Source organism: Citrobacter sp. RHBSTW-00859, from assembly GCF_013729795.1.
In the GTDB taxonomy this organism is placed as follows: Bacteria; Pseudomonadota; Gammaproteobacteria; order Enterobacterales; family Enterobacteriaceae; genus Citrobacter; species Citrobacter braakii.
The window spans coordinates 4330175-4348366 of the sequence record NZ_CP056284.1; the positions used below are offsets into that span (position 1 = coordinate 4330175).

The window sequence follows — 18192 nt, forward strand, 5'->3', positions numbered from 1 at the left end:
TTGCTCCTTAAAGGTTGTCTTTCGCGACTTCGAAGTGCACCGACAGCAGCCAGGCCTCTTCCTCAGGAAGATTGCCAAACTCAGCGACCACGTCACGGGCAAGCGCCATTGATTCGGCAGAAATTTCATCAAACAAGCTGGCATCGACTTCTGGTAAGGGTTCACCCGTTACCGAGCGGTGCGCCATGGCGCGAACATGCGACGTCAGCATCTGTTCCTGTACAGCGTTGGGAATAATGTGGCGTTCACGCAGCAAGGCATACACCTGCGCCAGCATGCGGTCGGCCAGTTCCACCGATTCCCCCATGTCATTCATTACAGCTCCGTTATTCACTCGTCTTACCCCACTAGTGGCTCTGAGGTTAACTTAGCGGTGGGGGTTAAAAGTTTGTAGCGAGTTGTTTTCCACTTCGAAGTGGAAAGGGGCGCAGCGATAGTGATCTGTGCCGCAAAAAGGGCCGGGACCACGATTAATCACTGGAAGAATGTGATTGAGATCGCAAGAGTGAGCAGCAAAATGGAAGGAAATGCGAACAATGAATGGACGATAAAAATGAAAAAATGTGATGGGGATAGCGTTTACTTATGGGATGCAGGGGCGCAGCGTCTTATCCGGCCTACGGTTATGCAGGCCGGAAAGAGTAGATTAGCGGAACTTCTTGTGGTTTTCGTTGCGCGTTTTTTTCAGGTCTTCCGCAACGGCTTTCGCCTCTTTGACTTTACCTTCGTTCGCCAGTTTAAGCGCGCCGTCAATCTGACCGATCAGCGTGTCAAAGCCGTGGCGGAAATCTTTCATCTCCGCACTGTCCGGGGATTTGCTCTCCAGCTTCGGTGGCGTTCCCTTTTGAGCATCCAGCGCGGCTGCACGCATTTTGGTCAACGCGTCTTTCAGTTCAGTCGCATTGTCCGTTTTTTCGACGATCTTCAGGTTGTCGTTGAGGATCCCCATGTCATCTTCGAGATCGGCTGCAAACGCAGAAGAACCAAGAACCAGCGTTGAAGCCGCGACGATCGCTAACAGGTGTTTACGCATTGCTCACTTCCTTTTTTATTATTAAAAAAATTAACGCCTTAACGAGTATCATTGCCCGGCGATTTTCATCTCCGGTAACAATACCGAACCACACTGAATATTACTGCGCGTTTCAATATCGTTGCCTACGGTCACAATATTGCGCCACATCTCTTTTAAGTTCCCGGCGATGGTAATTTCACTCACCGGATACTGAATTTCGCCATTTTCGACCCAAAAACCCGCCGCGCCGCGCGAGTAATCGCCGGTAATGCCGCTTACGCCCTGCCCCATCAGCTCGGTAACCACAAGACCTGTGCCCATCTCTTTGAGCAACTGCTCGAAGCTTAGACCCTGTCCTGGAATTCGCCAGTTGTGGATCCCACCCGCATGACCGGTGCTCTTCAGTCCCAGCTTACGTGCGGAATAGTTGGTCAGCAGCCATTGGGTCAGCACGCCGTCTTTAACAATGTCACGGCGTTCGGTCCGTACGCCTTCGCTGTCGAACGGCGACGACGCCAGCCCTTTCAGCAGGTGCGGATGTTCTTCAATAGTCAGCCATTCCGGCAGAATTTGTTTGCCCAGCGAGTCGAGCAGGAAGGTGGATTTACGGTATACCGAACCACCGGCAATCGCGCCGACCAGATGTCCGAACAGCCCAGTCGCCACTTCGTTGGCAAAAATCACCGGCGCTTTCATGGTGGAAAGTTTACGCGGAGAGAGGCGAGATAAGGTGCGGCGAGCACAATCTGCCCCCACCCATTCCGGCGTTTGCAGATCGCCCATCGCCCGGCCAATGGTGTAGGCGTAATCACGCTCCATATCGCCATTTTCTTCCGCGATGACGCAGCTGGAAAGAGAATGACGCGTGGAGCAGTAGCCCTGCAGCATCCCGTGACTGTTACCAAACACTTTGATGCCGTAGTGGCTGTTAAAACTGCCGCCTTCGGTATTGGTGATACGCTTATCGGCCTGTAGCGCCGCCTGTTCCGCGCGGGCTGCCAGTTCGATAGCTTCGTCAGGGGAAACTTCCGCCGGGTGGAACAGATCCAAATCGGGCGCATCAAAGGCCAGCAGTTCTTTATCTGCCACGCCCGCGCACGGGTCCGGTGAGGTGTAACGTGCAATATCCAGCGCGGCCTGCACGGTACGTGCAATCGCCTGTGGGCTTAAATCAGTGGACGATGCGCTGCCCTTACGGTTTTGGTGATAAACCGTAATCCCCAGCGCGCCATCGCTATTGAATTCTACGTTCTCCACTTCACCATAACGGGTGCTGACGCTAATACCCGTGGTCTTGCTCACAGCGACTTCCGCGCCATCCGACTTACCTGACGCTAATTCCAGTGCCGTCGAGACCGCTTCTTCCAGAATCTTACGCTGCGCTTCAACTTGTGAGATTACTTTCATCGCAAATGCCATAATGTAGAGAGAGTTTCTCTGAAGTCTAACAGAGAACCGTTTTTCAGTGCGCATCTTAACTGGTAACATTAGCCTCTTTTTTTAAGGAGCCTGACATGACTAAGCAGCCCGAAGACTGGCTCGACGACGTTCCCGGTGATGACATCGAAGACGAAGACGATGAAATTATCTGGGTTAGTAAAAGTGAAATAAAACGTGACGCCGAGGAGTTAAAACACCTGGGTGTGGAACTGGTGAAACTGGGGAAAAACGCGCTGGATAAAATCCCGCTCGACGCGGATTTACGTGCCGCGATTGAGTTGGCCCAGCGTATTAAGATGGAAGGTCGCCGCCGCCAGCTGCAGCTGATTGGCAAAATGTTGCGCCAGCGCGATGTTGATCCTATCCGTCAGGCGCTGGACAAGCTGAAAAACCGTCACAACCAACAGGTTGTACTGTTTCACAAGCTTGAGCAACTGCGCGATCGCCTGATCGCCGAAGGTGATGATGCGGTAGCGGAAGTGCTGAATCTGTGGCCAAACGCCGATCGCCAGCAGCTTCGTTCTCTGGTTCGCAATGCGAAGAAAGAGCAAGAAGGCAACAAGCCGCCGAAATCAGCACGTCAGATTTTCCAGTATCTGCGTGAACTGGCGGAAAACGAAATCTAATCTCTTCGTCTGCAGAAAGTGCCGGATGATGTAAATACTTCATCCGGCGTGGATTCTGTGCCCTTACTGCTGGGGCTGCATTTCGCCCATAGCGTTCTCTGACTGGCTCTCTTCATGCAGATACTGCTTATCTAAAATCTTCACGAACGGTGTATAAATCGCTGTGGCGATAACCAGATTCACGGCCTGTAAAACAATGCCTGAAATCCCGGTGGTGAGGAAACCAGAAATAAAGATCGGCGTTGTCCATGGAATGGAGATACCAGAGGTGGGGGGAACCCAGCCGAATGCGATAACCACATAAGTAACCGTACACAGCACCATTGGGGTAATGATAAACGGGATAAGCATCAGCGGATTAAGCACGATTGGCAAACCAAAAATAACCGGCTCATTAATGTTAAAAATTGCCGCCGGTGCCGCCAGCCGTGAGAGCTGCTTTAATCGCGTACTTTTGGCAACCATAAAGATGCTAATCAACAGTGCCCCGGTAAAACCCGTACCGCCGGCAATCAAATAGACATCCCTGAACTGCTGAGTAATGATGTTGGTCGCTACCAGCCCGGCCTGAGTTTGCGCCAGGTTCTGCGCACTGAGCGTTTGCCAGATAGGCCCCATTACGGATGTCATGATAGAGTCGCCATGGATCCCAAAGAACCAGAAGAAACTGATCATCATCTCAGCAATCAGTTGCGATAAGAGGGAATTCCCCAGATACAGCAACGGCTGTTGCAGCATGACGCTGATAAATTTCCCCGGCGTACCAAAAGGCGTGTTCTCAAACAGCACCTTGACGATAATCCAGAACAGTAGCACTAAGAAGATAGGTACCAGCGATTTAAACGACCTGGCAATCTCTGGCGGGACACTCGCAGGCATCTTGATGGTAAAAGCCCTGTTTTCCAGAAACTGAACCACCTTGATGGTGACCACAGTGACGATAATCCCTAAGAACATCGATTCAGAGCTAAAGTCGATCAGCGCGTAAGCATCGACGACGATTTCTCCCGATCCTGTCGTAATATGACCAGGCGACATTAAGAAGAAGATCGCCACCGGTAAAATAGCGGAACTTTGGCTGAGATTAAGCTTTTCAACTAACTCCTTTGAGAAGGTGATAATCACCAGCAGCGTCATTAATCCGTAGCTGGCGTTAATCCCGTAATTGAGCTTATCCAGCACGCCGGTAATGACTCCAACTTACTGATAGTGTTTTATGTTCAGATAATGCCCGATGACCTTGTCATGCAGCTCCACCGATTTTGAGAACGACAGTGACTTCCGTCCCAGCCTTGCCAGATGTTGTCTCAGATTCAGGTTATGTCGCTCAATGCGCTGAGTGTAACGCTTGCTGATTACGTGCAGCTTTCCCTTCAGGCGGGATTCATACAGCGGCCAGCCATCCGTCATCCATACCACGACCTCAAAGGCCGACAGCAGGCTCAGAAGACGCTCCAGTGTGGCCAGAGTGCGTTCACCGAAGACGTGCGCCACAACCGTCCTCCGTATCCTGTCATACGCGTAAAACAGCCAGCGCTGACGTGATTTAGCACCGACGTAGCCCCACTGTTCGTCCATTTCCGCGCAGACGATGACGTCACTGCCCGGCTGTATGCGCGAGGTTACCGACTGCGGCCTGAGTTTTTTAAGTGACGTAAAATCGTGTTGAGGCCAACGCCCATAATGCGGGCGGTTGCCCGGCATCCAACGCCATTCATGGCCATATCAATGATTTTCTGGTGCGTACCGGGTTGAGAAGCGGTGTAAGTGAACTGCAGTTGCCATGTTTTACGGCAGTGAGAGCAGAGATAGCGCTGATGTCCGGCAGTGCTTTTGCCGTTACGCACCACCCCGTCAGTAGCTGAACAGGAGGGACAGCTGATAGAAACAGAAGCCACTGGAGCACCTCAAAAACACCATCATACACTAAATCAGTAAGTTGGCAGCATCACCCTGCATTTCTTGTATATATTCGCTAACAAACGCGTTATGGTGCTGCGAGTTTTGCGTTCTGGAGAATACGTCCCGAATGTTGACCTTAAACTCCTGGAAATTATTAAAGCCTAATTTCTTTACCAACTTAGAAATAGATGGCGCGGTAGTATAAACGCGATCTGCCAGTTCATGAATTTTCATTTTATAAACATCAGCAGGGTTCTCCTGACAGAATTTATAAACTCGCAGTTCATTATTGGTTAAATTTTTTCGCATGGAGCGCACCTTTTATTATGTGGCACTTACGCCACATTGGCTCTCGAGGGGATATTAGCAAGGGAAAAGCGGAAATAGATTTTATGATTTAGAAATTAATTTCTGCGATCTGAGTTATAAATTTCCATATGGAGGCTTCCCATTCCGTTGAGAAGTATGGCGTAACCAGAAGGCCGGATGGCAACGGAGATCGTGCTCCTGAGAAAGTGCCGGATAACGGTGTAAACACCTTATCCGGCCCACAACGGATCGTAAGCCCGGTAAGCGTAGCGCCACCGGGCATTTTTTTACTCTTCTTCTGCCTGGGCTTTCTTCGCCAGGCCATCCAGCAGTTTTTGATGGATGCCACCAAACCCGCCGTTACTCATCACCAGGATGTGATCGCCAGGCTGTGCAGTTTTCACCACCATATCTGCCAGCGCATCCACATCGCCGCTCCAGTGCGCAGGCTGAACGCAGGCTTCAGCGACTTCTGCTACCTGCCACGGAATATGCGGGGGTTGCAGCAGGAACACTTCGTCCGCACGTCCTAACGACGGCGCCAGGTCATCTTTGCACAGGCCCATTTTCATGGTGTTCGAGCGTGGTTCCAGCACCGCGATGATGCGCGCCGTGCCACCCACTTTACCGCGCAGCGCCGCAAGCGTTGCCAGAATGGCCGTTGGGTGATGGGCGAAATCGTCATACACCGTCACGCCATTGGCTTCGCCGCGCAGCTCAAGACGACGACGGGCGTTGATGAACGAGCCCAGCGCATTGGCTGCATCCGCAGGCACGACGCCAACATGGCGCGCGGCAGCAATCGCCATCAGACCGTTGTGCATGTTGTGTTCGCCTACCAGGCCCCACTTCACCACGCCAACATTTTCACCGTCCAGCCACACTTCCCACTCGGATGCATCAGTGGTCAGCTTTTTCGCCTGCCAGTGACCTTGTTCGCCAACCAGCTCTTGTTCGCTCCAGCAGCCCATCGCCATCGTCTGTTTCAGATTGATGTCGTTTTCCGGGTAGATAATGCGTCCCTGGCCCGGCACGATACGCACCAGGTGGTGGAACTGTTTCTGGATCGCTTTCAGATCGTCAAAGATATCAGCGTGATCGAACTCAAGGTTGTTGAGGATCAGCGTACGCGGGCAGTAATGTACGAATTTAGAACGCTTATCGAAGAAGGCGCAATCGTACTCATCCGCTTCAATAACGAAGAAGTCGCTCTCACCCAGACGCGCGGAAACCTCAAAGTTCCCCGGTACGCCGCCGATCACAAAGCCAGGCTTATAGCCGCAGGCTTCGAGGATCCAGGTCGCCATTCCGGCGGTGGTGGTTTTGCCGTGCGTCCCCGCAACCGCCAGTACCCAACGATCGCGCAGCACAAAGTCATGCAGCCACTGCGGGCCGGACATATACGGAATGTTCTTTTCCAGCACCGCTTCCACACACGGATTACCCCGGGTCATGGCATTGCCAATGATCACCAGGTCCGGCTGCGGATCGAGCTGGCTGGCATCGTAACCCTGAATCAGATCAATGCCTTGCTTCTCAAGTAAGGTACTCATCGGCGGATACACATTGGCGTCCGAACCGGTTACTTCATGACCGAGTGAGCGCGCCAGCATCGCCAGACCGCCCATAAAAGTGCCACAAATTCCCAAAATATGAATGCGCATACGTCACTATCCTTTTTTAATCTGGGGGACATTTTACGCACATGTCCGGCAAGTGAGAAACGCATTTCAGGATATTCCGTAGTTTGCTGGCGCGATTCACCTAAGCGCGGCAATGGAAATATTTGTTAATATTGTTGCGGTCGCTTTACTCCACATAAATTGCAGGGAAAGTGTTATGAAAACGTTAGGTGAATTTATTGTCGAAAAGCAGCACGAGTTTTCTCATGCTACCGGTGAACTCACTGCTTTGTTGTCGGCAATAAAGCTGGGCGCCAAGATCATCCACCGCGATATCAACAAGGCCGGTCTGGTCGATATCCTGGGTGCCAGCGGTGCTGAGAACGTGCAGGGAGAGGTTCAGCAAAAACTCGATCTGTTCGCGAACGAAAAACTGAAAGCTGCACTGAAGGCGCGCGACATTGTGGCGGGCATTGCCTCGGAAGAAGAAGATGAAATCGTCGTCTTTGAAGGCTGTGAACACGCAAAATATGTTGTGCTGATGGATCCTCTGGATGGCTCATCCAACATCGATGTTAACGTCTCTGTCGGTACGATTTTCTCTATTTATCGCCGCGTAACCCCAGTCGGCACGCCGGTCACGGAAGAGGATTTCCTGCAACCAGGCAACAAGCAGGTTGCTGCGGGCTACGTTGTTTATGGTTCTTCCACCATGCTGGTGTATACCACCGGCTGTGGCGTACACGCCTTCACCTACGATCCTTCTCTGGGCGTATTCTGCCTCAGCCAGGAACGTATGCGCTTCCCGGCGAAAGGCAGCACGTACTCCATTAACGAAGGCAACTATATTAAATTCCCGAACGGCGTGAAGAAGTACATTAAATTCTGCCAGGAAGAAGATAAGTCAACTCAGCGCCCGTACACCTCGCGCTACATTGGCTCTCTGGTTGCGGATTTCCATCGTAATCTGCTCAAAGGCGGGATCTACTTGTACCCAAGCACAGCCAGCCACCCGCAAGGGAAGCTGCGTCTGCTGTACGAATGCAATCCGATGGCCTTCCTGGCCGAGCAGGCGGGCGGCAAAGCGAGCGATGGTAAAGATCGCATTCTGGATATCACCCCGGAAAGCCTGCACCAGCGTCGCTCCTTCTTCGTAGGTAACGACCATATGGTTGAAGATGTAGAACGCTTTATCCGCGAATTCCCGGACGCGTAATACGCTTTGCCGGATGAGACGTGTTAACGCCATCATCCGGCAAATTTATCCCCTACGCCGTTTGTACTTTAAACGCCGCCATTGCTTCGAGCAGCGCATGTGACTGCTCTTCCAGCGAGCGGGTAGCCGCTGAAGATTGCTGTACCAGCGCCGCATTTTGCTGCGCCGTTTCATCCATCTGAATCACCGCGATATTCACCTGCTCAATGCCGCGACTCTGTTCCTGCGACGCGCTGGCAATTTCACGCATCAGTTTGGTCATGCGCATCACTTCATTGGCAATCTCATCCATGGTTTCGCCCGCCTGCTGCGCCAGCTCGCTGCCTTCTCCCACGTGGGTGTGTGAATCGCTGATTAACGTGCGGATCTCTTTTGCCGCCTCGGCGCTGCGGCTGGCCAGATTACGCACTTCACCTGCAACGACCGCAAAGCCCCGCCCTTGCTCACCGGCACGCGCCGCTTCAACAGAAGCATTGAGCGCCAGGATATTGGTCTGGAAAGCAATACCGTCGATTACGCTGAGGATGTCGGCGATTCGGCTGGAACTGCCGGAAATATCGCGCATTTTCTCAATCACATAGCACACCATCTCACTGCCGCGATCGGCGGTATCCGACACCGATTTTGCCAACTGGTGTGCCTGTTCCGCGTTTTGCGCATTCTGTTTCACGGTCGCCGTGAGTTCTTCCATACTGGCGGCGGTCTGCTCCAGCGAAGTGGCTGTCGATTCAGTACGTTGCGCCAGATGCTGGTTCCCGGCCGTCAGCTCACGGCTACCAATATCAATTTGTAAACTGGCATCACGGACACGCTGTACCGAGTCGCCCAGCGCATGGCGCATTTCATCCATTGCCGCGTTCAGACGGTTGAATTCGGCGCTGGCCGACAGCGCGGTAACCGGCGACAAATCCCCCGTCGCCAGGCGTTCCAGTTGCTCAACCATATTATCCAGCGGCTTGAGAAACTTATTTCGCAGCATGAACCAAATCACCGCCAGCAATGCGAGGGCAGCCAACATCGAGGCGCTCATAATACCGTGGTAAATCAAAGAAGTAATGATACGGGTAGAGGCATACAGCCCCATACCGCCGGTCAGCAACAGAAGGAACGTCAGCAGAGACAATAACACCAACAAACTTGATCGAATTGAAAGGGATTTTGGCATCGTTATATTTCCGGTTGTAGGGTTAAAACAGACCTGTACAGAACCTATCGACTACAACCGGAAAAAGTTTAGGTATTTAAATGTTTAGTGAAAAATCAGGATGTTACTTTGGTGTTGCCGCCGTCCCCACTCTGGTTACTGGCGAGCTTTGACGATTTTCCCAAAGTACCGTCAGACCGCGCTGTAAGGCAATAAAAATAAACAATAAAATGCCAATCGCGATCTTCGTCCACCAGGAACTTAATGTGCCATCAAAATTAATGTAGGTCTGGATCAACCCCTGAATGGCGACACCAAACAACGTTCCTAACACCGTACCGACCCCGCCGCTCAACAGGGTTCCGCCAATCACGACTGAGGCAATCGCATCCAGCTCAACGCCGACGCCCGCCAGCGCATAACCCGCCTGGGTGTAAATTGAAAAGACAATGCCAGCAAGCGTCGCAAGCCCGGTCGACAGCATATAGATACGGATGGTCGTGCTGCGGGTTGAGATCCCCATCAGGTTGGCAGAGGTGGCGTTGCCGCCAATCGCGTAAACCTGATTACCAAAGCGCGTACGGTGCGCCAGGAATATGCCAATGACGACTACCGCCAGCATCAGCAATCCCATTGCACTCAGGCGACCGCCGCCGGGAATTTTCCATGCCAGGCTTGAGAGCATGTCATAAACCGGATGGTTAATTGGGATCGACTCTTCAGACACCAGATAGCTGACGCCGCGCAGGAAGAACATTCCCGCCAGGGTAATAATGAATGCCGGGATCTTCAGTGCATCAATCAGTAACCCCATAAACGCGCCAAACGCGCAGCCCATCAGCAGAATCAGGGGAAACGCCAACAGCGGAGATATACCCCAGTAGCCAATGGCCTTCGCCAGAAATACGCCGGTAAACGCGATCACCGAGCCAACGGACAGGTCGATCCCGCCAGAGAGAATCACGAAAGTCATGCCCACGGCGATGATGCCCAGAAAAGCGTTATCGGTCAGGATATTGCAGATAACTCTGGTTGAAGCAAAGGCCGGAAACTGTGTCAGGCAGTAGAGGTAACCCAGTACAAATACGCCGAGGGTGATCATCAGCGGTAAATTACGTTTTATCATGACCACGCACTCCTTTTATCAGGCTGATAAAGCGTTGTGATTGCACGACCAGCACACACAACACCACCACGGCTTTGACCACTTGATTTAGTTCTGGCGGGAAGCCCGACAGTAAAATCCCTGTGTTCATGCCCTGAATAATCAATGCCCCGACCACCGACAGCAGCAGATTAAAGCGCCCGCCCATCAGCGAGCCGCCGCCGATAACTACCGCCAGGATGGCATCCAGTTCCAGCCACAATCCGGCGTTATTGGCATCTGCCCCGCGGATATCCGCCGTGACGATAATGCCGGCGATAGCCGCACACAGACCGCTCAGCACATAGGTGAGCATCACGATAATGCGCGTGTTCACCCCGGCGTTTTTTGCCGCACGAATGTTGATGCCTACCGCTTCAATAAACATCCCCAGCGCCGTTTTACGCGTCAGTAGCCAGAACACCACCAGCGTTAGCAGGGCAATGATCACTGGCGTGGGGAACAGTAAGAGCGAGCCGCTGCCAAACCACGACAGTTCGGGCGAATTGAAGGTGACGATTTGCCCGGAGGTGATAAGCTGCGCCACTCCGCGCCCGGTCACCATCAGGATTAGCGTGGCAACGAACGGTTGGATTTTGAGGATTGCCACCAGAATCCCGTTCCATAACCCTGCCAGAATGCCGGAGCCTAAGGCGGCAAGCAGCACCACCGGCAAACTGTGCCCGGCCACCGTCATCGCCGCGGTGGTGGCACCGGCAATGGCCATGACGGCGCCTACGGAAAGGTCGATGCCGCCGGTGGCAATCACCAGCGTCATGCCAATCGCTAACAGCGCCACGGGGGCGGCACGGTTGAGAATATCAATCGGGCTACCGAACAGCCGACCATCTTGCAAAATCACCTGATAAAAGTGCGGCGCGACCAGGCTATCCACCAGCAGCACCAGCAGTAGCGCCACCAGTTGTGGCATGCCCTTTGGCCAGCGGAATCGCCGTTGCGGCGGAGTGGATTGAGGGAGAGATTGAGGCATCACCATAGTCTCCTTAGGCCGCAATGGCGTTCATGATCGCCGGCACGGACAGTTCAGCCAGCGGGATCTCGGCCACCTGTTTGCGATCGCGCATAATAATGACCCGATCGGCATAGCCCACTAACTCTTCCAGTTCGGATGAAATCACCAGCAGCGCCAGACCATCCGCGCACAGCGTTTCGATCAGGCGGATGATCTCGGCATGCGCGCCGACGTCGATCCCACGCGTAGGTTCATCGAGGATCAGGAACTGCGGTTTGGTCAGTAACCAGCGCGAGAGCAATACTTTTTGCTGATTGCCGCCGGAGAGGAATTCGATCGGCTGTTCAGCGTTGGGGGTGCGAATTCCGAGCTGGCGGATAAAACGCTCGGCAATCTCATTTTGTTCTTTCCGCGGAATAGGCCGCAGCCAGCCACGCTGCGCCTGTAATGCCAGAATGATGTTTTCCCGCACCGAGGCAGCGGCGATAATACCATCCGTTTTGCGATCTTCCGGACAGAAGCCGATCCCCAGACACGAAGCCTGATGCGGCGATCGCAAGGTCTGCGCTTTGCCTTTGATCAGCGCACTGCCGCTGTCGGCGGGTTTAATACCGAAGATCACCTCCGCCGTTTCCGTTCGCCCGGATCCCAGCAGTCCAGCGAGACCGACGATCTCACCAGGACGCACCTGTAGATCAAACGGCGCGATGGTGCCTTTCTTGCCAAAGTCGCTAAAGGCCGCCACTGGTTTATCACTCAGCAGCGTACGGCCCGCACGCTGTAGCGCATGGGTATCCAGTTCGCGACCCAGCATCATTTTGACCAGTTCGATCTGTGGCAGCTCTCGGGTTTCACGGCAGCCAACGAAGCCGCCGTTACGCAGGACGGTAATGCGATCGCTGACCTGATAGACCTGATCGAGGAAATGGGTAACGAAGATCAGACTGACGCCCCGATCGCGCAGATGCCGCATTAGGCCGAACAGCATTTCTACCTCCTGGGTATCAAGACTGGCGGTGGGCTCATCTAGGATCAGCACTTTCGCGGAGAGATCGATCGCCCGACAGATAGCGACGATCTGCTGCATCGCCACGGAAAAGCGGTTCAGCGGCTCGCGCACGTCGAGGGAAAAACCGTATGACGCCATCAACTCCGTCGCGCGTTTTTCCATCTGCTTGCGCAGCAGCAGGCCAAAACGCCGCGGTTCACGGCCAATAAACAAGTTATCCGCTACCGACATATTGGGCAGCAGATTCACTTCCTGATACACGGTACCGATCCCCAACTGCTGGGCATGGGCGGTATTTTTGGGGGAGATAGGCTGGCCTTCGAGCCAGATCGTGCCGCGATCTGCATGGTAAACGCCGGTCAGCGCTTTGATCAGCGTCGATTTACCGGCTCCGTTTTCTCCCAGCAGCGCCATAATCTCACCGCGACGCAAGCTGAAATCCACGTTATCCAGCGCTTTGACGCCGGGAAAGAATTTGCTTAATCCTTCGGTGCGGAGGATTTCCTGATGGGGGTCGATGGTCATGGCATTCCTCCGGTACGAAATCACGGCCTTTTCGTAGGCCTGATAAGCGCAACGCCATCAGGCCTACGGAAGACCGGCAGCAAAACTAGTAGCCCATGTTTTTCTTCTTCTCTAACTCTTCTTTCGCCGTATCCGGCAGATAGAGGATCGACTTGGTAATGGTCAGCTTTTCAGGCATCGTGCCGTCTTTTTTGAATTTCTCCAGCGCGTCGAATGCCGGACCTGCCATATTCGGCGTCAGCTCGACGCTGGCGTTGGCTTCACCGTCAATCATTGCTTTGTAGATATCCGGTACACCGTCGATGGAACCGGTCAGAATATCTTTGCCGGGTTTCAGGCCTGCTTCTTTAATCGCCTGGATTGCCCCGATCACCATGTCATCGTTGTGGGCGTAAACCATGCAGATGTTCTTGCCATTGTTTTCCGCTTTGATAAAGCTCTCCATCACTTCTTTCCCTTTACTGCGGGTGAAGTCGCCGGACTGTGAGCGGATAATCTTAATGTTTGGCGCGTTGGCGATGGCTTCAGCAAACCCTTTTTTACGATCGATGGCCACGCTGGCCCCGACGGTCCCTTGCAGCTCAACGACGTTACACGGCTTGCCGTTCACCTGTTTAATCAACCAGTCGCCGATCAATTTACCTTCCAGCACGTTGTCGGCGGTGACTGTGGTCATATAGAGAGATTTGTCTTTTACATCGATGGAACGATCGAGCAAAAAGACCGGAATGTCGGCATCTTTAGCTTCTTTTAAAACCGGTTCCCAACCCGTTGCCACGACCGGCGCAATAAAGATGGCGTCAACGCCCTGCGCAACAAATGAGCGAACTGCTTTAATCTGGTTTTCCTGCTTTTGCTGGCCGTCAGCGATTTTCAGCGTAATACCACGCTTTTCAGCCTCGCTTTTCGCAACGTTGGTTTCTGCGGCGCGCCAGCCGGATTCAGAGCCAACTTGCGAAAATCCTACGGTTAAAGGGGCTGCCATTGCCATAGACGACATGGCTGCCGAAACTGCTGTGACTAAAAGTAAGCGCTTCCACATAAGTGCGTCCTCGTAGGGTGATTATTGTTGGTTAATAAACCGTCGCGAAAAAACTATAGACAATTGAGCATGTAACGAATTGCGTTACATCACACTTCAAAAAAGTAAATAAAACGTTAATCACAACTTTGTAATCGCTTTCATCCCGCTATGAAAAATGCGGCTGAAGATATGGATTTTTCTGTCACGAGAGAGGGGTAAAAAGAAGAAAATGAGCGCAGAGAAAGCGAAAACAAGCGGAGACATTCAGCGCGAGTTGGCTATAATACCCGCCACTTGTTTGCCATAGCTTATTTAAAGGAAACAGACATGAGCTTACTCAACGTCCCTGCCGGTAAAGATCTGCCGGAAGATATCTACGTTGTTATCGAGATCCCTGCCAACGCAGATCCGATCAAATACGAAGTTGACAAAGAGAGCGGCGCCCTGTTCGTTGACCGCTTCATGTCCACCGCGATGTTCTATCCGTGCAACTACGGTTACATCAACCACACCCTGTCTCTGGACGGTGACCCGGTAGACGTTCTTGTCCCGACTCCGTACCCGCTGGAGCCAGGTTCAGTGATCCGCTGCCGTCCGGTTGGCGTACTGAAAATGACTGACGAATCCGGTGAAGATGCGAAACTGGTTGCGGTTCCGCACACTAAGCTGAGCAAAGAATACGATCACATCAAAGATGTGACCGACCTGCCGGAACTGCTGAAAGCGCAGATCACCCACTTCTTCGAACACTACAAAGATCTCGAAGCGGGCAAATGGGTGAAAGTTGACGGTTGGGACAACGCTGAAGCCGCTAAAGCTGAAATCGTTGCTTCTTTCGAGCGCGCGAAGAAGTAAGTTCGCGTTAGCTTAAAACCCTGAACGCCAGTCTCTGGTTAGTAAGGGTTTTTAAATTTCTACTTCTACCACCTCTCCCCTTCGCTGTTTTCTTTTTGACCTACCAGAATGGGTAGTCACATTTCATTTATCTTAATTGCGAATGATATTAGATCTCATTATCATTCTCAGAATGTAAATAAATGTGAATAAAAGTCAATGTACCTCCACAATGTGAAGTCCCTGAAACGCTATTCCTGCGTGGCACTCGCCACAGCGCTGTTATTTACCAGCCTGTCCAGCGTGGCGCAGACGCTACCTGAGAAAGATTTTCTGACTCGCGATGTCGGTAACGGCGTGTATGAGCTGGCGGTTGATAGCCAGCAGAATGCGCTTTTTGTCGCCTCGTCGCCGTCGTTTGATAAAGATAAAACCAGCGGGCTTATCTACAAACTCGATCTGGAGAAACTCACGACGACTGAAGTCATCGACACCAGTCGTCGTGCCTTTGCCACCGCGCTGGATGAAGAAAACCAGGTGCTGTATGTCGGCAACACGCTGGAAGGTTCAGTAACGCTAGTCGATACCCGCAGCGGTAAAGAGCTGGCGATACTGCAACTGAGCGAAGCCAAAAACCCGAAAGATATTGTTCATACGCGTGAAATGGTGCTCGATAAACAGCACCACCGTCTGTACGTTTCCGGCGTGGCTGAAAAGGGCATAGTCTGGGTGGTGGACACACAAAAGCGCGAGAAAATCGCCACCCTCGAGAACATGGGCCAGTACCCGACCGGCATGGCCGTGGATGCAAATAAGAACCGCCTGTATGTTGTGAATGGCCGAAACGAACTTATTACGCTGGATACCACCAACCATCAAATTATTAATCGCTTTACCATTGAGCCAGATAAAAAACATTTTTTCCTGAATATTGCCCTGGATGCAAAAAATAACCGCGCATTCCTGACCGATCCGGATTTAGCGGACGTACTGGTTTTTGATCTTAATACCGGTAAGGTTATTGCACCAATTAAGGTTATTAACTCGCTGGCAGTGATATATAACGAAAAACGCCAGGAAGTTTATATCACCCACCGTAATGCTAAACGCATCAGCATTGTGAACAGCAAGACCTACCAGGTAAAACAAAGCATTGAAACCAATGCATTACCTAACAGCCTGGCGCTCTCGGCAGATGCTAACACCCTGTACGTCAGCGTCAAACAGTCGGAAAAAATGACAGGTGTGAAGCCCGACTACGTGCTGAAAATCGATCTCTCTAAATATTAATAATTAAAAAACTATCTGCACCTTGCAGCTTTTTTGAGCTGCAAGGTGATGTTTTTATTTTTTACTTTTCAGGTGTCTATATTATGAAAACGCGTCAACTTATTACGCTGACAGGGATCGTTGCATTCTCAGGCGGTGTTATTTTCCCCACCCAGGCAGAAGAACTCACCGAGACCTCACGCACTAGCGAAGATGAAATGGTGATCACCGCATCCGGATTCTCGCAGCAAAAACGCGAAGCGCCGGCCACTATTTCAGTTATCGATCGTAACACGCTGGATATTCAGCCGGACCGTAGCATCGGTGAAGCCATTAAAAACCTTCCCGGTGTCTCGGTCACCAACAGCAGTGGCATGAACGCCGGTAGCATTATGATCCGCGGCATGGACCCGTCCTATACCGCTTTTATGGTCAACAGCGTCAAACAAAATACCGGTGAATCTCGTCCTTACGGACATGATATTGGTACTGAAGCCAACTTCTTACCGCCAATGGAGGCCATTGAGCGTATCGAAGTTATCCGTGGGCCGATGTCCTCGCTGTACGGTTCAGACGCCATCGGCGGTGTGGTTAACGTCATTACCAAAAAACCGTACGGCGCAAAAGAGTGGACCACGGCAATTGCTGCCAATACCTGGCTGCAGGAACACCAGTATTTAGGTAATACCAGCCAGATGAATTTGTTTACCATGGGGCCGATTGTGCCCGATGTTCTCGGCCTTAGCGTGGCGGCCGACTGGCTTGACCGTCGCGATGACGATCGCAATAACTATTTTGGCAAACACAATCGTAAATCCGTTGATATGACATTGGGCCTGGCCGCCAGCGAGAATAACCTGTTCGATCTCAACGTGGTCACCGGTGAGCAGGAAAAAAACCGTACCCAGAAACGCGGTGCGCCGTGGTCATGGCTGTTCGATCGTAACGCCGCCACCCTGACGCATACCGGCTGGTATGCAGACGACACCATCGCGACAACCAACTACATAAACTATGAAAAAGGCCGTTCGAAGTACGTTTATGACGGACAGTCCCCGCAGTATGTGCAGATGGAGAACTACGTCGCCAATTCGCAAACCACTTTCACGCTCGACACCCATAAACTGACCGTTGGGGCGAATTTCACGCGCGAAGAGCTGAATGACCGCTTTGATGTGGCCAACAAAACGCTGCCCGGATCTGACCCGGTGACCAAAATCAGCCGTAACGGTTGGGCATTGTTTGCTGAAGACGGCTGGAGCATTGGCGATTTCATCCTGACCACGTCAGCGAGGATGGACCAGGATGACAATTTTGGCACACATATTACGCCGAAAATGTACGGTAACTGGGCCTTTAGCAATGACTGGGCGCTGAAAGGCGGCGTTTCCGCAGGCTATAAAAAACCGGAGCTGCGCGCGACGTCCAGCAACTTCGTAACTCCTTACGGCTCAACCGTACCTTATCCCTTCCTCACCGTTGGTAACGACGACCTGAAACCTGAACAAAGCGTTAACTCTGAACTGGGCCTCTACTGGACGGGAGATGCGCTATCGCTCGACAGCACCGTCTTCTATACGCAGTTCAAAGACAAAATTGCTGAACAAACTATTTGTGAAACCACGTCGACGAACCAGTGCTCCGTCAACGGCTACAACGCGGATTCCGTCAGTAAATACTTCAACGTCAGCGAGGCGGATGTATACGGTATAGAACTGAATGCCGACTGGCAGATTACCGCCGATGTAAAAGCCAACGCTAACTACACCTGGAACCACAGCGAACAAAAAAGCGGCGTTAACAAAGGCTACGCGCTCAACGATTATCCGCGCCATATGGCGAATCTGTCGCTGAACTGGGCGGCAACGCAAAGCCTGGACGTATGGAGTACGGTGAATTATCGCAGCAGTAACCGCAACAGCGGCAATAACTATAAATACGATGACTACACAATGGTGGACGTAGGCGTACGTTATCAGCTCAATAAGCACACGCAACTGATGGCTGGGGTCTACAACGTGTTGGATGAAGATCCGAAACTGACAACCGCGTGGAACGAATCCGCACAGGTGGAAGGACGCCGCTATAACCTCGGCGCGCGCGTGGAGTTTTAAATCCAGAATAAAACAACGCCACCCGA

Annotated in this window: 17 protein-coding genes; 5 read left to right on the forward strand and 12 right to left on the reverse strand. The window is 52.3% G+C overall.

Annotated features, from left to right (window positions below):
• Nucleotides 1–7: 7 nt before the first annotated feature.
• The 3 genes from HV302_RS21635 to pmbA all read right to left on the reverse strand — a co-directional run bounded on the left by HV302_RS21635 (nucleotide 8) and on the right by pmbA (nucleotide 2434).
• Nucleotides 8–316 (reverse strand): PRD domain-containing protein, encoded by a 309-nt coding sequence (locus HV302_RS21635; RefSeq protein ID WP_016151467.1) that lies wholly within the window; start codon nucleotides 314–316, stop codon nucleotides 8–10.
• Between the two features lie 330 nt (nucleotides 317–646).
• Nucleotides 647–1033: a cytochrome b562 gene (gene cybC / locus HV302_RS21640; RefSeq protein ID WP_016155540.1), complete on the reverse strand. Its 387-nt coding sequence runs from the start codon at nucleotides 1031–1033 to the stop codon at nucleotides 647–649.
• 48 nt (nucleotides 1034–1081) lie between these two features.
• Entirely contained in the window at nucleotides 1082–2434 is a 1353-nt protein-coding gene (gene pmbA / locus HV302_RS21645; RefSeq protein ID WP_047358563.1) for a metalloprotease PmbA, read from the reverse strand.
• Between the two features lie 95 nt (nucleotides 2435–2529).
• On the opposite strand from pmbA, the gene yjgA reads away from it, so the two are divergent.
• Entirely contained in the window at nucleotides 2530–3081 is a 552-nt protein-coding gene (yjgA, locus tag HV302_RS21650) for a ribosome biogenesis factor YjgA (RefSeq protein ID WP_016151465.1), read from the forward strand.
• Nucleotides 3082–3144: 63 nt separating this feature from the next.
• Here yjgA and HV302_RS21655 read toward each other — a convergent pair whose 3' ends face one another.
• The 4 genes from HV302_RS21655 to mpl all read right to left on the reverse strand — a co-directional run bounded on the left by HV302_RS21655 (nucleotide 3145) and on the right by mpl (nucleotide 6956).
• Nucleotides 3145–4263, reverse strand: coding sequence for a PTS sugar transporter subunit IIC (locus tag HV302_RS21655; protein ID WP_326928727.1), 1119 nt, complete (start codon nucleotides 4261–4263; stop codon nucleotides 3145–3147).
• Between the two features lie 18 nt (nucleotides 4264–4281).
• A protein-coding gene (locus HV302_RS21660) for an IS1 family transposase (protein ID WP_223429336.1) occupies nucleotides 4282–4979 on the reverse strand; the annotation gives its coding sequence in 2 pieces (ribosomal slippage) (nucleotides 4282–4730 and nucleotides 4730–4979; 699 coding nt in all).
• A 28-nt stretch (nucleotides 4980–5007) separates the two neighbouring features.
• Nucleotides 5008–5292 carry a MurR/RpiR family transcriptional regulator gene (locus HV302_RS21665; RefSeq protein ID WP_326928728.1) on the reverse strand — a complete coding sequence of 95 codons (285 nt, stop codon included), beginning with the start codon at nucleotides 5290–5292 and terminating at the stop codon, nucleotides 5008–5010.
• Between the two features lie 287 nt (nucleotides 5293–5579).
• Nucleotides 5580–6956 carry a UDP-N-acetylmuramate:L-alanyl-gamma-D-glutamyl-meso-diaminopimelate ligase gene (gene mpl, locus HV302_RS21670; RefSeq protein ID WP_016151460.1) on the reverse strand — a complete coding sequence of 459 codons (1377 nt, stop codon included), beginning with the start codon at nucleotides 6954–6956 and terminating at the stop codon, nucleotides 5580–5582.
• A 175-nt stretch (nucleotides 6957–7131) separates the two neighbouring features.
• On the opposite strand from mpl, the gene fbp reads away from it, so the two are divergent.
• Nucleotides 7132–8130 carry a class 1 fructose-bisphosphatase gene (gene fbp, locus HV302_RS21675; RefSeq protein WP_016151459.1) on the forward strand — a complete coding sequence of 333 codons (999 nt, stop codon included), beginning with the start codon at nucleotides 7132–7134 and terminating at the stop codon, nucleotides 8128–8130.
• 52 nt (nucleotides 8131–8182) lie between these two features.
• Here fbp and HV302_RS21680 read toward each other — a convergent pair whose 3' ends face one another.
• From HV302_RS21680 to ytfQ, 5 genes are all read right to left on the reverse strand, one after another.
• Nucleotides 8183–9295: a methyl-accepting chemotaxis protein gene (locus HV302_RS21680; protein ID WP_016155535.1), complete on the reverse strand. Its 1113-nt coding sequence runs from the start codon at nucleotides 9293–9295 to the stop codon at nucleotides 8183–8185.
• A 103-nt stretch (nucleotides 9296–9398) separates the two neighbouring features.
• Nucleotides 9399–10400: a galactofuranose ABC transporter, permease protein YjfF gene (gene yjfF, locus HV302_RS21685; RefSeq protein ID WP_016151457.1), complete on the reverse strand. Its 1002-nt coding sequence runs from the start codon at nucleotides 10398–10400 to the stop codon at nucleotides 9399–9401.
• Nucleotides 10387–11409 carry a galactofuranose ABC transporter, ATP-binding protein YtfT gene (gene ytfT, locus HV302_RS21690; protein ID WP_181626567.1) on the reverse strand — a complete coding sequence of 341 codons (1023 nt, stop codon included), beginning with the start codon at nucleotides 11407–11409 and terminating at the stop codon, nucleotides 10387–10389. Before ytfT ends, yjfF begins: the two co-directional genes overlap by 14 nt.
• 13 nt (nucleotides 11410–11422) lie before the next feature.
• Complete coding sequence (gene ytfR / locus HV302_RS21695; protein WP_181626568.1) at nucleotides 11423–12925, reverse strand: galactofuranose ABC transporter, ATP-binding protein YtfR; 1503 nt, start codon at nucleotides 12923–12925, stop codon at nucleotides 11423–11425.
• An 85-nt stretch (nucleotides 12926–13010) separates the two neighbouring features.
• Nucleotides 13011–13967: a galactofuranose ABC transporter substrate-binding protein YtfQ gene (gene ytfQ, locus HV302_RS21700; protein WP_016151454.1), complete on the reverse strand. Its 957-nt coding sequence runs from the start codon at nucleotides 13965–13967 to the stop codon at nucleotides 13011–13013.
• Between the two features lie 309 nt (nucleotides 13968–14276).
• Here ytfQ and ppa point away from each other — a divergent pair, with 309 nt between their 5' ends.
• From ppa to HV302_RS21715, 3 genes are all read left to right on the forward strand, one after another.
• Complete coding sequence (ppa, locus tag HV302_RS21705; RefSeq protein WP_003025726.1) at nucleotides 14277–14804, forward strand: inorganic diphosphatase; 528 nt, start codon at nucleotides 14277–14279, stop codon at nucleotides 14802–14804.
• A gap of 198 nt (nucleotides 14805–15002) precedes the next feature.
• Nucleotides 15003–16073 carry a 7-bladed beta-propeller protein YncE gene (gene yncE / locus HV302_RS21710; protein ID WP_181626569.1) on the forward strand — a complete coding sequence of 357 codons (1071 nt, stop codon included), beginning with the start codon at nucleotides 15003–15005 and terminating at the stop codon, nucleotides 16071–16073.
• Nucleotides 16074–16156: 83 nt separating this feature from the next.
• Entirely contained in the window at nucleotides 16157–18166 is a 2010-nt protein-coding gene (locus HV302_RS21715; protein WP_016155530.1) for a TonB-dependent receptor domain-containing protein, read from the forward strand.
• Nucleotides 18167–18192: the final 26 nt, after the last annotated feature.